This window comes from Cellvibrio sp. pealriver (assembly GCF_001183545.1).
GTDB lineage: Bacteria > Pseudomonadota > Gammaproteobacteria > Pseudomonadales > Cellvibrionaceae > Cellvibrio.
On the sequence record NZ_KQ236688.1, the window covers coordinates 3,649,117 to 3,664,563 of the forward strand.

At 43.5% G+C, this 15,447-nt stretch carries 10 protein-coding genes and 1 tRNA gene; 7 read left to right on the top strand and 4 right to left on the bottom strand.

The window, feature by feature from the left end; genetic code table 11:
- The first annotated feature begins 19 nt into the window (after positions 1-19).
- A complete protein-coding gene (locus VC28_RS19885; RefSeq protein ID WP_197085549.1) occupies positions 20-3,460 on the top strand; it encodes a glycosyltransferase in 3,441 nt (1,146 codons plus the stop codon).
- 11 nt (positions 3,461-3,471) lie between these two features.
- Positions 3,472-6,021: an acyltransferase family protein gene (locus VC28_RS15955; RefSeq protein ID WP_049631518.1), complete on the top strand. Its 2,550-nt coding sequence runs from the start codon at positions 3,472-3,474 to the stop codon at positions 6,019-6,021.
- 17 nt (positions 6,022-6,038) lie between these two features.
- On the opposite strand, the gene VC28_RS15960 is transcribed toward VC28_RS15955, so the two are convergent.
- The 4 genes from VC28_RS15960 to tviB form a co-directional block, all read right to left on the bottom strand.
- Positions 6,039-6,115 (bottom strand) — tRNA-Arg (locus tag VC28_RS15960).
- 78 nt (positions 6,116-6,193) lie between these two features.
- Positions 6,194-7,108, bottom strand: coding sequence for an XrtA system polysaccharide deacetylase (locus tag VC28_RS15965; protein WP_049632462.1), 915 nt, complete (start codon positions 7,106-7,108; stop codon positions 6,194-6,196).
- A 37-nt stretch (positions 7,109-7,145) separates the two neighbouring features.
- A complete protein-coding gene (locus tag VC28_RS15970) occupies positions 7,146-8,156 on the bottom strand; it encodes an NAD-dependent epimerase (RefSeq protein WP_049631519.1) in 1,011 nt (336 codons plus the stop codon).
- Position 8,157: 1 nt separating this feature from the next.
- A complete protein-coding gene (gene tviB / locus VC28_RS15975; RefSeq protein ID WP_049631520.1) occupies positions 8,158-9,432 on the bottom strand; it encodes a Vi polysaccharide biosynthesis UDP-N-acetylglucosamine C-6 dehydrogenase TviB in 1,275 nt (424 codons plus the stop codon).
- An 86-nt stretch (positions 9,433-9,518) separates the two neighbouring features.
- Between tviB and VC28_RS15980 the strand changes: the two genes are divergently transcribed.
- The 5 genes from VC28_RS15980 (at position 9,519) to VC28_RS16000 (ending at position 15,439) form a co-directional block, all read left to right on the top strand.
- Positions 9,519-11,057 (top strand): TIGR03013 family XrtA/PEP-CTERM system glycosyltransferase, encoded by a 1,539-nt coding sequence (locus tag VC28_RS15980; protein WP_082191573.1) that lies wholly within the window; start codon positions 9,519-9,521, stop codon positions 11,055-11,057.
- A gap of 68 nt (positions 11,058-11,125) precedes the next feature.
- The gene (locus VC28_RS15985) at positions 11,126-11,743 is read left to right on the top strand and encodes an XrtA/PEP-CTERM system exopolysaccharide export protein (protein ID WP_082191574.1); all 618 of its coding nucleotides are present in this window, start codon (positions 11,126-11,128) and stop codon (positions 11,741-11,743) included.
- 44 nt (positions 11,744-11,787) lie between these two features.
- Positions 11,788-13,308: an XrtA system polysaccharide chain length determinant gene (locus VC28_RS15990; protein WP_049631522.1), complete on the top strand. Its 1,521-nt coding sequence runs from the start codon at positions 11,788-11,790 to the stop codon at positions 13,306-13,308.
- A 25-nt stretch (positions 13,309-13,333) separates the two neighbouring features.
- Positions 13,334-14,119, top strand: a complete 786-nt coding sequence (locus VC28_RS15995; protein WP_049631523.1) for a tyrosine-protein kinase family protein — start codon at positions 13,334-13,336, stop codon at positions 14,117-14,119.
- Positions 14,120-14,134: 15 nt separating this feature from the next.
- The gene (locus VC28_RS16000; RefSeq protein ID WP_049631524.1) at positions 14,135-15,439 is read left to right on the top strand and encodes a hypothetical protein; all 1,305 of its coding nucleotides are present in this window, start codon (positions 14,135-14,137) and stop codon (positions 15,437-15,439) included.
- The last annotated feature ends 8 nt before the right edge of the window (positions 15,440-15,447 follow it).

Sequence of the window (15,447 nt, forward strand, 5' to 3'; positions counted from 1 at the left end):
GCTTTTAAAGAGACCGGTTGTGATTAAAACCAAAAAACTGATTGTTGTATTGGGCATGCATCGTAGCGGCACTAGCACTGTCGCCAACGGGTTGGCCTGTATGGGCGTTAATTTGGGTGATGATCTTTTGCCTGCGGGTAAAGACAATCCAAAAGGCTTTTTCGAAGACAAGGCAATCAATGATCTGAACATTGAAATGCTGGATGTGATTGGCCAGGATTGGTTTAGTTTATCTTTGGTAACAGATGTGCAAGTGGATCACTTGGTTGAAGCTGGTTATCTGGATAAAGCGGTGGAATTACTGCGTACCAAAATAGAAGGGCACGAGTATTTTGGTTTTAAAGATCCCCGTGTTTCAAAATTGTTGAAATTCTGGAAAAAAGTATTTTCTCAGTTTGATTGTGAAATTCATTATGTGCTCTGTTTGCGTCACCCATTAAGCGTAGCCAATTCAGTCCTGAAGCGAAATAAAACGCCGATTAAAAAAGGCTACTTGCTATGGTTAAGTTACAACCTGGCGATAGTGACAGAATTGGCTAATACCCGAATAATAGCGATTGATTATGATCAGCTCATGGAAATGCCTGTAGATAAATTGCAAATCCTTGCGCGTGAGTTGGGGCTTGAGGCTCAGCCAGAAATGGTGAATCGGTTTGCCAGTGAATTTCTGGATGAAAACTTGCGGCATACCACCTTTACTGAAGTAGATTTGCAAGATGACCCCCAATGCCCAGCAGAAGTTATTTCGGCTTATTCGTTGATGAAAGGATTGACCCAGCTAGATAACAGTGCAGCGCTCTCAACATTTTCATCGCAATATATAGCGCACAAGAAAAAATTAGATGAAGAGTTTTTGTTGCTGGATCAAATAGAAAAAGCAGCGATAGAGTATGTATACACCAGCGAAAATATCTCCGGTTTAAAACAATTAGTAGAAGAAAGAACCCAGTGGGCAAAATCGTTAGAAAAAGATTTGGAAGATCGTACTTACTGGGGTAAAACACTTGAGCAATCGCTTAAGGAAATGACCCAACAGCATAAGGATGTGCAAGAAAATCTCGGTTCCGCACTGGCAGAGTTATTAGTTGTACAAGATGATTTGGTGGAAAGTGCGCGTCAGTTGGCGGAGCGCAATCGCGAATACGATATCGAGCGGGAATCGAATCAACGCTTGCAGCAGTATCTCGCAGAGGCAGAGCAGCGCCACCAACAAATCATAAATTCCAACTCATGGAAGCTGACTTTACCTTTGCGTGTAATAGGGAGAATATTTCGCGGAGAAACCCAATTGTTAGTGGCATCGATGAAGCCGGGGTTGCAACGTTTTGCGCGTGCCGTGCACAAACGTTTACCACTTAGTCCACGTGTAAAAAATGCACTTGCAAGTGTTGTTTACCGCATTGCCGGGCCAATGTTTGAAGGTGTAGTGCACTATGAGATGTGGCGCCGTAGCGGCCGACCTGATGCACCACAGCTGGCTATTCAGGGTGTGGTTTCGCGCGAAGAAATTAATGCCGTGCTCAATACCTTGGTGATGCCGCGCGCAGAACAGCCTTTGGTTTCGGTCATTATTCCGAGTTATGGTAATTTGCCCGTAACCTTGACATGCCTTATGTCGATTGCACGCCACATACCCAAAGCTTCAATTGAAGTCATCGTTGTTGAAGACCATTCGCCCGATCATGAAATCCATTGTTTACAGCAAGTGCAAGGTTTGCGTTATGAGGTTCACCCGGAAAATTTAGGATTTTTGCGATCCTGTAATCGCGCAGTATCTTTTGCTAAAGGCAAATATATTTATTTGCTGAATAACGATACTGAAGTGACAGAAAATTGGTTGGATTCGATGTTGGATGTTTTTCACTCCCATGCCGACTGCGGCATGGTGGGCTCCAAATTAGTATATCCCGATGGTCGCTTGCAAGAAGCGGGTGGTATTTTATGGAAAGACGGATCGGCCTGGAATTTTGGGCGATTGCAAAATCCGCAACAACCCGAATTTAACTATTTAAAAGAAGCCGATTATTGTTCTGGTGCATCCCTGTTAATTGAAAAAAATTTTTTTATTGCGCTCGGTTTATTCGATGAGCGTTATGTTCCTGCTTATTATGAAGATACTGATTTAGCTTTTAAGGTACGTGCAGCCGGAAAAAAACTCTATTACCAGCCTGCGTCAGTCATTGTTCATTATGAAGGTGTGTCTAATGGAACAGATACAGGTTCTGGAATTAAGGCCTATCAGATTGCTAACCAGAAAAAATTCTATGAGAAATGGCAGTCTGTTTTATCCAAACATTTTAATAATGCAGAGAGTGTATTTACTGCTAAAGATCGCAGTTGGACCAAGCCATGTGTAGTGGTGATAGACCACTATGTTCCTCAGCCGGATAGAGATGCTGGTTCGCGCTCGACCATGGCAATTATTGCCGGCCTGCAGGCAATGGGGATGAATGTAAAATTTTGGCCAGACAACTTATGGTACGACCCGGATTACACGCCTGCATTACAACAGTTAGGAATAGAAGTTGTTTATGGCGCTGAATACAGTGGCCGGTTTAAACAATGGTTAATGTCAACCGATGGTGCAGTAACTCACGTGCTGATTAATCGCCCTCACGTTGCCGCGAACTATTTGAGTGACTTGCAATTTTTTCCAAATATACGCAGTGTTTTCTATGGGCACGATTTACATTTTGAACGCTTGCAACGTGAATATGATATCAATCCATCTGCAGCATTGAAAAAAGAAATAGACCATTTTTATGCACTCGAAACATCTGTGTGGAAATCCATGGATGTCGTCTTTTATCCCTCGCAAGAAGAAGCAGATACCGTTAAACAAATAGCGCCCAGTGTAAACGCGGCTGCAGTGTGCCCCTATATCTATACCGAACTGGATCGCTATGCATCACGCTCTGTTGTCTCTGGCAATAAAATTATTTTTGTAGCGGGTTTTGGTCATCCACCCAATACTGATGCGGCGGTATGGTTTGTTCAGGATATTTTCCCAAGGATCAAACAGTCCTGCCCTGATGCAACCCTGTATTTAATTGGTTCGCGTCCTACCGATCAAGTATTGAAACTTCAATCTGAATCGATTCATGTGACTGGTTATGTGACTGACGAGCAACTGGTCGAACATTATGCATCTGCACGCGTTGCTGTTGTTCCTTTGCGTTTTGGTGCAGGCGTCAAAAATAAAGTTGTAGAAGCTATGGCATACGGGGTGCCATTAATTACGACTGAGGTAGGCGCACAGGGATTGTCTGGCATAGACAGCATTATCCCTATCACCAGCGACACGCAATTATTTGCTAACCACGTTCTTTCTGTGATGAATAGCGATGAGCAGTGGATCAGATTGTCTTCAGCAGGCAATGCTTATGTGAGCCAGCATTTTTCATTGGACGCGATGAAGCAAACGTTAGCGGTTGCATTTTCAGCGGGACAAGAGCAATAGAACGGAAACTTATGCACCTACAACAATTATTAAATCCTAAAAGCAATAATCTGGACTTGTTCAGACTTGTCGCTGCATTGTTGGTCATCTATGGACATGCGCCTGCATTTATTCCGAATGCTGTGAGCACAGATGTGGTTGCCAGACTCTTGGGCTTTGATTATTCAGGCTCTTTGGCGGTGAAGTTTTTTTTCATGCTGAGTGGTTTACTGGTTACCATGAGTATTATGGCGCGGCCTCAGCCGGTTGAGTTTGTAATTAAACGAATAGCAAGAATATTTCCAGGCTTATTGGTTTGTTTGGGCATTACTGTTTTTATTGTAGGCCCTTTGTTTACGCAACTGAGTGTCATTGAGTATTTTACACAATCCGCAACCTGGAACTATTTGCTGCACAATGCGCTGCTGTATCAACTTGAATGGAACTTGCCGGGAGTGTTTTCTGCTGGAAAAAACACAGTGGTCAATGGCTCGCTTTGGACGTTGCCGTTGGAAATGGTCTGTTATTTATTTTTGGTGGCTTTCTATACATTAGGTATATGGCGTTACCGACTATTTTCCAGTCTGTTTTTGTTAGCGATTATTCTAGCTTCATTTTTTCTGCCGCATTTTTTGCCGCCGGCATTTGCTAATCATCAAGAGGCAACTCTGCTAGCTGGTTGTTTTGCATTGGGTGCATTATTTGCTACCCATAAAGATGTCATCCAGATTAATAGCCGGATCTTACTGGCATTAATACTGTTGAGTGTTTTGCTCTGGTCTTCACCTTTAAAGATACTGTTGTTTTATATTAGTTTTTTTTATGCATGTCTCTATTTGAGTGCGCTACCTTCGATTGTAGAAAAACTAAAATTACCAGGTGATGCATCTTATGGAGTATATATTTATGGTTTCGTTATCCAGCAATCAGTTGCGCATTTGTTTCCCCAGCAAGGTGTTGTATTCAATCAGATAGTGTCGGCAGTTGTTGCCCTCGGGTTTGGTTTTATGTCCTGGTTTTTGGTAGAAAAGCCAGCCATGCATGCAGTGAAAAATGTTCTCTCTTCCGATGATCAAATGGCTACGTTAAAGGCTTATGGTGTGAACGCGCTACAAAAACTCTCTCTGCTTTTTAATGGGAAAAATGCGATCAATTTACTGGCCTTGGTGCTCATTGCCTGGGCAACCCATTTTGTTGCGTTATATTTTATATTTCCCGGACATTACAGTCCTTTGGCGTTTCATCATTCAGATTTTTATATTCCAGCATCATTCGCTTATGCAGTAGGTGATGGCTATAGCTTCGCGAACTTACTTAACTGGCCGCGTCCATTATTTATGTGGGTGTATAAATTTACTGGTTATTTTGGCCATCCAGGCAGTGTGGCTTGGGTAGTGGCCGTCGTGTTTTTGAATTGTGCATTGACTGCATTATTGGCTAAACGATTACTCAGATTGGATTTTGACCGTAAATTTGTACTCTTTTTTGCGTTGTATTGTTTCCTGTTATTTACACAACCTTATTTTTATACGTTCTATTCACAGGATATAGGCTCACAAGTTTCTTATCTGCTGCTCTTGTCAGGTATGTATTGCTTTTTGCTCTTATCAGAACGCCATGTGTATTCGGGGGCAGCTATTATTTTTGTGTTGAGCTGTTGTGCGTTTCTGGTTAAAGAGACCTACATTCTTGCGTTCGGTTTTATCGCATTTTGTTGGTTTGTGGTTTATGTGCGCCATGACTGGAAAAAAGCAATTGCTCCCGGTGTAGCTATTTTTGTAGCAGGGGTCATTTCTATTTTGATCAATCTGCGCTCCAAATCTGTTTTTGTAAATCCCGATGCACAGGCGGGTTCCAGTTATCACATGGATCTCAATCCGCTTAGTGTGCTCAAGGAGTTGGCGCGTTATGCTAGCGAAGGCATCGCGCCTATTGTGTTACTGGTTTTTGCATTAATTATTTTTCAAGTTCACCAAGCCTACAAAAATCGCTGGATGACATTAAGTGCATGTTTGTGTTTGATATTTGCGTTTTTGTCGTGGTTGCCGAATGCGTTATTGCCAAATCATCATTATGAAGGTTATTCATTTAATGGCCTTTACGTATGCTTTTTGTTGCTATTTTTTGTAGTAAAAATGGCGCAGGACAATATCCATTTCAAGCGGGTGTTAACTGCGGTTATTGTCTTGGTGCTATTGAGCCCCTTGTCGAGCATCCATCGATATGAAGGAACACGTAATACTTGGGTGTTGGCAATGGAACAGGTACAAAAAAATATGTTGGCGGGATTTAATCGCGCAACAGCGCAGCTCATCGATAGACCGGAGCCTATTCGGGTGTTGGTGAGTGGTATAACTTCGCCATTTCATCCATTTGCATTTCCCCAGTCTATCCGCTCTTTCAACGGGGGAGAAAATGCATTTTATTATTTCATCCCACCAAAAGATTTTCCGGCTAATCTCGGTAATCGTATTGATCTGGTGCATTTTATCGCAGAGGCCGATAAAGAAAATTACACCTACGAACAGGAATGGAAGTTTGATGACCAAGGCAACTTGGTGGAGATTAAAAATCTGAAATAGAGAGGCGAGTAAAAGAGTGGCGCACCTGACTGGATTCGAACCAGCGACCAACGGCTTCGGAAACCGCTACTCTATCCAACTGAGCTACAGGTGCGTGTATGGTGAGATGTTGGTGATAGATATTCACCGAGGGCGGCGATTCTACTGCCCTTAATGAATTGCGTCCAGTTTACTACTTGTGATTTAAATCGATTGCCAGATCGTTAATGCCCAGTTGTTTATGAATCTGCGCAGATCCGATACTTTCGCTCATGGTGCCAAATTGAAAATCACCCAGCATACGCTCCAGTCGTGGCAAGCAACGTTTTAGGTTGGTGTAGTGACGGAAGTTACTGAACCAACTGGCGTTGGGTACTCGCGGCTGGTCTGGGTCAATTTCCCATGGATGCAAATAAAAAATCTGCGGCTTTGTTTGATTGAGGCTTGCTCGCTCAAATAGCCATTTGGAAAGCAAATAGGGATATTGACGGAAATAGCCCCCACCGGCGGCAGGAACAGCCTGGCCTAAAACCTTGGCGGTTGTCAGTGGAAATTCCAGCAAGGTAGCGCCACTGGTGGTGACGATGCGGTAAGGTTCTTCCGGGCTGCCCGGAATACCATAATTATCATGTCTTGTCGGGAAGATGCTTGAATCCCATGTAAATCCCAGCTCGACCAGAATATCCAGCGCCCAGAGTGATTTGCGGGTGATTGAATAGCTGGCGGCGCGGTACCCTGTGATAGGCGTTTGCGCCAGATCTTCCAGTATCTGTTTTGATTTCGCAGTCTCTGCGCGGAACACATCCGGGTTTTGTTTATAAATCAGCTGATGGCTGTAACCGTGAGAAGCAATCTCGTGACCTTGCGCGTGAATTGTTTTCACCAGCTCAGGATAGTGTTCTGCAACCCAGCCCAAAATAAAAAAGGTAATTTTGATATTGGCATCATCAAACAATTGCAGCAGGCGATGGGTATTGGCCTCAACACGTGACGGCCAGTTTTGCCATTCACTCGGCTTAATGACGTCGGCAAAAGCGGCGACGTGATAATAATCTTCCACATCGACTGTCATTGCATGAGTGATGTTGTTCTTTTGTTGGGTTTGCATAATAAATAGGCGACCTTTAAAGCTTTGAATATAAGCGTCAGGAAATTTTGTAGTAGTGGCGATACCATTCGATAAAGCGTGCAACGCCATCCTCGATACTGGTTTGAGGTTTGTAGCCTACAGATTGGATCAGCGTATCGACATTGGCATAGGTATCGGGCACATCGCCTGGTTGCATGGGCAGTAGCTTTTTGATTGCAGTTTTCCCCAGCCCTTGTTCCATAAGTTCAATAAATTTCAGCAGTTCAACTGGGTTATTAGAACCGATATTGTAGATGCGATAGGGGGCGGCAGAGCTGGCTGGATCTGGGTTTGCGCTATCCCATCCATGATTTGGTCTTGCCGGGTTATCCAGTGTATGAATAATGCCGGCTACAATATCATCGATATAGGTAAAATCACGCCGATGTTTGCCGTAATTAAACACCTCAATAGGCTCACCGCGTGCAATTTTGTTTGCAAACAAAATTGGAGCCATGTCAGGGCGACCCCATGGGCCATAAACTGTGAAAAAGCGCAAGCCGGTGGTTGGGATCTTGAACAGATGGCTGTAGGTGTGCGCCATTAATTCATTGGATTTTTTTGTCGCAGCATAAAGGCTGACTGGATGATTGACGCTATGGTTTTCCGCAAACGGCATTTGGGTGTTGGCACCGTAAACCGAGCTGCTGGAGGCATACACAAGATGTTCTGTGCCGAAATGTCGGCAGGCTTCCAGAATGTTCAAAAATCCTGTGATATTGGAGTCGATGTACGCTTGCGGGTTGCTCAGTGAATAACGTACTCCCGCTTGTGCTGCTAAATTAACGACTCGTTGCGGTTGATGCGTTTTGAATAATTGATCTATTGCAAATTTATCTTCCAGTGAGATACGCAAATCCATAAAGCCAGGCTGTGATGCTAGCAGACCCAAGCGTGACTGTTTTAGCTGCACATCATAATAATCATTGAGGTTATCGACACCTATAACCTCATCGCCGCGCGCCAATAATTGTTGGGCAAGCGCGGCACCAATAAATCCAGCTGTACCGGTCACCAGAATTTTCATATTACAGTCGCGCGTCTACGGCATTTTTGGGAAGAATGTGTTTTACATCGAACAGTACGTGGTTAGGGGCACCCAATGCACGAATACCTTCTGCACCCATTTCGCGGAATACATCGTGCGCTACACAAATGATAATTGCCTGATAGCTGCCGGGTACAGGCTTATCGATTAGATCTAGTCCATATTCGTGTTTTGCTTCAGCAGCATCAGCCCAGGGATCATAAATCTGTACGTTGGTGTTATAAGTGCGCATCTCTTCAATAATATCGATCACACCGGTGTTGCGCAGGTCGGGGCAGTTTTCTTTGAAGGTCAATCCCATAATCAACACATTGGAATCTACAACATGGGCTTTACGCTTGGTCATCATCTTGACGACCGAATCGGCCACGAAAGCGCCCATTCGGTTATTGATACGGCGACCTGAAAGTATGACTTCAGGGTAGTAGCCTACCTGTTGTGCTTTGTGTGTCAGATAATAAGGGTCAACGCTAATGCAGTGACCGCCAACCAGGCCGGGGCGGAACGGCAAGAAATTCCATTTAGTGCCGGCTGCTTCAAGCACTTCCAATGTGTCTATTCCGAGGCGATTGAAAATCAACGCAAGCTCATTCACCAATGCGATATTGAGGTCGCGCTGGGTGTTTTCGATCACCTTGGCTGCCTCGGCAACCTTGATGCTGCTAGCCTTGTGGGTTCCAACGGTCACTACTTTGCGGTATAGCGAATCTACATAGTCTGCCGTTTCAGGTGTTGAACCCGAAGTAATTTTGACAATGTTGTGGATGCGTCTTTGTTTATCGCCGGGATTGATGCGTTCAGGGCTGTACCCCGCAAAGAAATCTTGATTGAACACAAGACCGGATGTCTGCTCGATGATCGGAATGCAAATTTCTTCTGTGCAGCCCGGGTAAACGGTCGATTCAAAAATAACGATGGCGTTTTTCTTGATTACCCTGCCGAGCAGTGCGGACGCTTTTTCTAATGGAGTAAGGTCAGGCTGATAGCTGTTATTAATAGGGGTGGGTACGGTAACAATATAAACATCAGCACCTGCGATGTCCGCTTCTGTGGTGGTAAATTCCAGTTGATCTGCTGCCTGAAGCTCTTCTGCGGTTAGTTCCAGGGTGTGATCGGTTCCTTTCCTCAGTTCATCAACTCTTACCTGATTGATGTCAAAACCGATTGTGGCAATTTTTTTGCCGAATTCAACGGCGAGGGGTAGGCCAACATAGCCTAGGCCTATAACACAAAGCTTGGGGTTGCTTGCAAACATGATTATTCCTTAGCGGGACTGGATCCACAAATGGGTCACTAAAATAGCATATTTGCTTCAATTTTAAATGATAGCGGTCAGTTGAAATGCGAATTGGCTATGTCTATGTGGCGGGGAAAGTTCCTGCGGGAATAAATCGAAATATTGTCATAAATCTTGATATAATCCGGCGCTGTAAACATTTCTGTCATATTAACTTGAAGGAATCGGGTTTGTCCTATATTCGTCTGAATAAACACTATATCCACATACCGTATCTCTGCCTTGGTGTGGTGGATGCGCTTATTGTTGCCGGCGTTGCCTGGGCAATCCAATATTTTGGTTTCTATGCTAATGCTGGCGATATATCCAACACGCCCTCTTTTTCGTGGTTACCAATCATCACTCTCTCCTTGGTGTTGAGCTGCTGTACGCTATCCATGGGGGTATACACTGCGTTGGTTCGTGAAGGTTTCTCCAGCATGGTCCTGCGAACAATGGTGAGTTTTTTCCTGCTGGGCAGTCTATCTCTGTATCTGATTAATTTGTTGTTCAATGGCTCCTTTATCAATCAGTCACTGATTTTCTGGAGTGTTTTGTTATCCACCATAATGGTGTGCTTATCCCGTTGGATTTTTGTCAAAATTGTTGATGTTGATCAGCTAAAACGACGAGTTGTGATTTACGGTGCGGGCAGCAAAGCCAATAAGCTACTCATTGATCTGGCACCTGATGTTAATGTGTTGGGCGTAAAAATTGTAGGTTGTATCCCCAGTGCAGATGAACCTGTAAAAGTTGATGCTGCCTTGATTATTCAGGAGCCTTCAGACTGGTTGTCATTTGCCAAGCAGTTTCAGATTTCCGAAATTGTGATTTCTCCCGATGAACGCCGCCGCACGAATGGTGATGCGTTTCCATTAAGTCAATTTTTAGACTGCAAGCTTGCGGGTATTCCATCCAGTGATGCATTGAGCTTTTGCGAGCGTGAGCTCGGTAAAATTGATATATCACTATTACAGCCGGGCTGGATGCTATTTTCCGATGGGTTTAAATATTCGAAGCGTCGTATGCTAGCAAAAAGATTATTTGACTTGGCGTTGGCGTCGGTATTTTTAGTCCTGCTATGGCCACTTATGCTGCTTACTGCATTAGCGGTCAAGCTGGAAAGTCCTGGTGCTGTGTTGTACCACCAAATACGTGTTGGCCTTAATGGGCGTGCGTTTCGTATTTATAAATTTCGCAGCATGAGACAAGACGCAGAAAAAAATGGTGCGGTTTGGGCAAAGAAAAATGACTCGCGGGTGACACGTGTCGGTGCGTTCATCAGAAATACACGTTTGGATGAGTTGCCACAGCTTTACAATGTATTTGCCGGTCATATGAGTTTTATTGGCCCTCGTCCCGAAAGGCCTGAATTTGTTACTGAGCTTGCTCAGCAAATACCATTTTATGAAATGCGCCATAAAGTTAAGCCTGGGCTAATGGGGTGGGCTCAATTGAAATACCCTTATGGCGCTTCTGTAGAAGATGCGAAAAATAAGCTGCAATACGATCTTTATTACACCAAGAATCATAGCTTTTTTATGGATATGCTCATCATGATTCAAACGGTAGAAATTATTTTATTGGGCAAGGGCGTTCACTAGGGTGTGTTTTTATAACTGGATGCATGAATCACTCGACTGTCATGATTAATTACTGAGGGATGTTCTAAATGAAAAACAGATATTTTGTGATTTCAATCTTTTTGTTGTTCACCACTCTTTTCGGATGTAGTAGTAACAGATCGGTGCAATCTCCTGCGGCTGCAGATGCAGCGGTATTGGAAGAGTACAAAATAGGTGTTGGCGATGCGCTATCGATTAATGTGTGGCGCAATCCTGAATTATCTCTCAGTGTGCCTGTTAGACCTGATGGAAAGATTTCCATGCCATTGATCGGCGATGTTTTGGCGGCAGATTTAACGACAGAGCAGTTGTCAAAAAATATTACGGCGAGCCTTACAACGTTTATCAGAAGCCCACAAGTTACAGTAATTGTTGCAAATCCTAGTAGCTCTGATTTCCAGCGTCGAGTCCGAATTACCGGTGCTGTTGCCAATCCGCAATCTATCCCGTATCGAGAGGGTATGACCGTCCTGGATTTGGTTTTGCTAGCTGGGGGTACCAATCAATTTGCCTCAGCCAATAAAGCGAAGCTTTATCGCAAAGTGGGAGGCGAATTAAAAGTCTATCCAATTAAGCTTGATGATTTGATCAATGAAGGTGATGTAGCAACAAATTATGCGTTGCAACCGTCTGACATAGTTACCGTGCCAGAGAGAAATTTTTAATAAAGCAGGCTTATAAATTCCTGAAACACCAATTGAGATAGTTCATGGATAAAGCATATCTAAGAGATTTATTGGCTGCACTGCGCGCAGAACTAATCCGTTTTCGGTTTTGGTGTGCACTGTTGTTTTTAGGAGTGGCCTATCTATTTCTATTCGTGGGCCTCATTTGGCCCAAAAATTACACTACTAAAGTAGTGTTGTTTGCAGATGTCACTAATATTATTGAGCCCCTACTTAAGGGGCGCGCAGAGATAACCAAAATTGACCGGTCTGCACAGGCCAGCGAAGTTATTTATACGCGTCGGATAATGCTGGAAACAGCTAAACAGGCCGGCCTATTGCAAAATGGTGCGACAGAAGAACAACAGGATGCAATTGTTGCCCAGTTACGGGCAGGAGTGGTGGTTGCTCGCGAACGTAATGAAAATTATGTTCAGCTTAGCTACACGGCGACAAATCCTGATCGTTCTTTTGAAATCTTAAATGCAGTTGTTAATGTGTTCATTGAGGATACGGCAAAGCGAAAGCGTGACGAAAGCGTTGGTGCTTATAATTTTATCGATGCTCAGGTTCAAACTTACAAAAAGCAACTGGAGTCAGCAGAGGAAAAATTAAAAGAGTTTAAATCCAAAAACACCGATGGTAGTGAGGACGCAGTGAGTGCTCGCATAGCATCTTTGCGTCAAGAGATCGAAGGTTTAAAAATAACCATAGAAGAAACTCAATCGCGAATAACAACAATTGAGCAGCAATTAAATACTGAAGGGCAATATTTGCAAACTAAAGGGCAAATAGATGAATTAAAGCAACGTCGGCAAGCTCTGAGCTCGCAATTGGAGCAGATGCTGCTGAGTTATCAGGAAAATTATCCAGATGTGGTTTCGATTCGCGCACAAATCAGTGAATTGGACACTGCGATTGGTAAAATCCAACAGTCGGGTGGAGAAGTCTATGGCAGCACCGACAAAGTGCAGAACCCCCTTTATGAAGAGTTGCGTAAGCAGCTTGCTGATGCTGATGTGAGTTTACGATCGCAAAAAAGAAGAATGCAGTCATTGCTTTCGTTGCAAGAAGATGAATATGCGAGACAGCAGCGTATTGCTGCCAATCAAGCGACACTTTCGGATTTGACTCGTGACTATGATGTGACGAAAAAAGTGTATGAAGAGATGTTGCAGCGTAAGGAGACGGCTCGTATTTCTATGACGCTTGATATCGAAGGGCAGGGAGTATCTTATCGTATACAGGAGCCTGCTGCCTTCCCATTAAAACCATCGGGTTTGCACTTTATCCACTTCGCATTAGTAGGTCCCTTTATAGGGTTGTTGTTCCCATTGGGATTATTAATTTTATTTATACTCGTTGACCCTCATGTGCGCTCGGCAAGGGTTTTACAAAAGCAATTACCACCTGACATAGAAGTAATAGGTGTGGTGCCTCACTACAAATCACCCATTGGTGAACGGCTGCTTAAAAAGGATGTTCTATTGATTTTCTCGGTGGCGGCAGTTGGAATGATTTGTTATCTAGCAATTGTCATCTATTGGTTGGTTGCCAAAGGTTGAACCTATTGATTGTCAGGATGGAACAATGGACACGCGAAAAGAAAAAAACTTAACTCAACTGATGGATGATGTTGATGCGCTCGTTGAGGCAAGCGATCACTTGGTAAAAAGTGCAGTAATGGAGCACCGCAAGCGCGAAAAAATTAAAAATATGGAAATGCCGCAGCTATGGACTCAGGATGAGCTCTATGAAAAGAAAATTGTTTTTACCGGCATGCGCCAGCGTGATGTGTTGAATGCATTTCGTGAGGTGCGGATTAAGCTATTGAGTCGGCACCATTCGGATAACATGGTCGTGTTAGTTTCCTCCGTTGCGATGGATGCGCCCTCTAGTTATTTCAGTTTTAATCTTGCGGCTACATTTGCGCTGGATCAGCATAAAACGGCTTTGTTCGTTGATTGCAATCCTTATAATTCTGATGTCGATAAGTACGTAACGTGCGACATAACTGCAGGGTTGTCGAGCTATTTAACAGACTACACTGTTCCCCTGAAAAATATTATTTATCCTAGTGGTGTTGAGCGGCTACGTGTTATTCCTTCAGGGGGAGCAAGTGAATCTGCTGCTGAATTTTTTAACTCAAAACGAATGGAAGTTTTGGTAGCAGAAATAAAGTCGCGTTACCCTGATAGATTTATCGTGCTCGATGCCCCCTCAATTCAACAATCAACTGAAGCGAGAATTTTGGCGAAGTATTGTGATCATGCCTTATTAGTTGTGCCGTTTGGAAAAGTGGTTGCCGATGAGGTTCTCTCTGCAGTAGACGCGGTAGGGAAAGAGAAATTTGCTGGTCTTGTTTTCAATCATTGATGAGTGAGGCGGGTCATGCGCAGCAAAAAAATACTCAGTAAAAGTCGCTATCCATTAGTAATCCTTTCATTATTCTGTAGCTCCCCACATGCTAATGATATTAAAGGTACTCTGTCAGCAACAAGCTTGTTTTCAGATAACACGTTAAAAACCCAGGAGGATCCAATAGAGGAGCGTCAGGATCTTTACCGGGCGGGGCTTACCGCTGACTACACAAATTGGTTGGTTGATGCAAAAGCCAAGTATGAATGGGTTTCACGTCAATACGCTGAGCAATCACAAACTGATGATCGATATGCGGAAGGTAATTCCAATGTTGTTTTTGGCAAAGAAGAAGATCCGCTAGCACTCGAATTGAATCACTCTCGTAGAATTCTATTAATTACACCTGATGCAGTAGCTCTTGCTGAAAATGAACAAGAGCGTGAGATGATCTCGGTGTTGCCTGAGATAAGAGCAAGAATTTTTAAAGCAGATAGGCTTTTTCTCTCAGGTGAATTCATGCAGATAAGCTTTCCTGATAATGAGTTACAGGACTCACAGCGAGATGGTGTCGCACTGGGTTGGTTGCACCCTTTATCACCGGTCAGTCTTTTACGTCTAAATACCAGGCAACAAAAAATCAGCTTTGAGCACTTTCCTATCGCAGACTACACGTTTTCCAGTGCAATGCTGGCTTATGGTGTTGAGTTGCGTAAATTAAAATACGGTCTGGAACTTGGATATAACCAGAGTAAACCAGAAGATGGTGAGAAAAATGGCGCACCTTCATATTTATTATCTGTCAGTTACCTTAGTGGCTTTAATCAGTTCGACTTGAGTGCAAGTCGTGTGCTGACAGATACATCAATCGGAAACGGTAATCTGGAGGGAGTATCTGGTGTACCAAGCAGTGATGGTCTAACGCAGACAGTAAATAAAATAGATCGATCCAGTGCAAATTTGAGCTGGCAAACATCCATTATTTGTGCGCGCTGCCAATTTTTCGTCGGAATTTCTGGCGTCGAAGATGATTATCTTGAAAAAGATGAAACATCGTTGAGTGCTTATGCTCGTGGACGTTTTACTTACACCTTCTCATCTGCTTCAAATTTATCGCTCAGCATTGTTAAGTCTGATGTCGATTTCGACAATCAATCCACTATTCGCGACTATGAACTTAATACTGTTTCAGTTGAATATGTATATTATTTTGATAATGGTCTTAGTGCGCGTTTGGGTGCAAGAAATGAAGACAGAAAAGCCAAGGATGACGGTGAAAATGAATACGGAACCTACAAAGAAAATGTTTACAGTATTGGTTTAGGGTATAGCTTTTAAGATTGAGT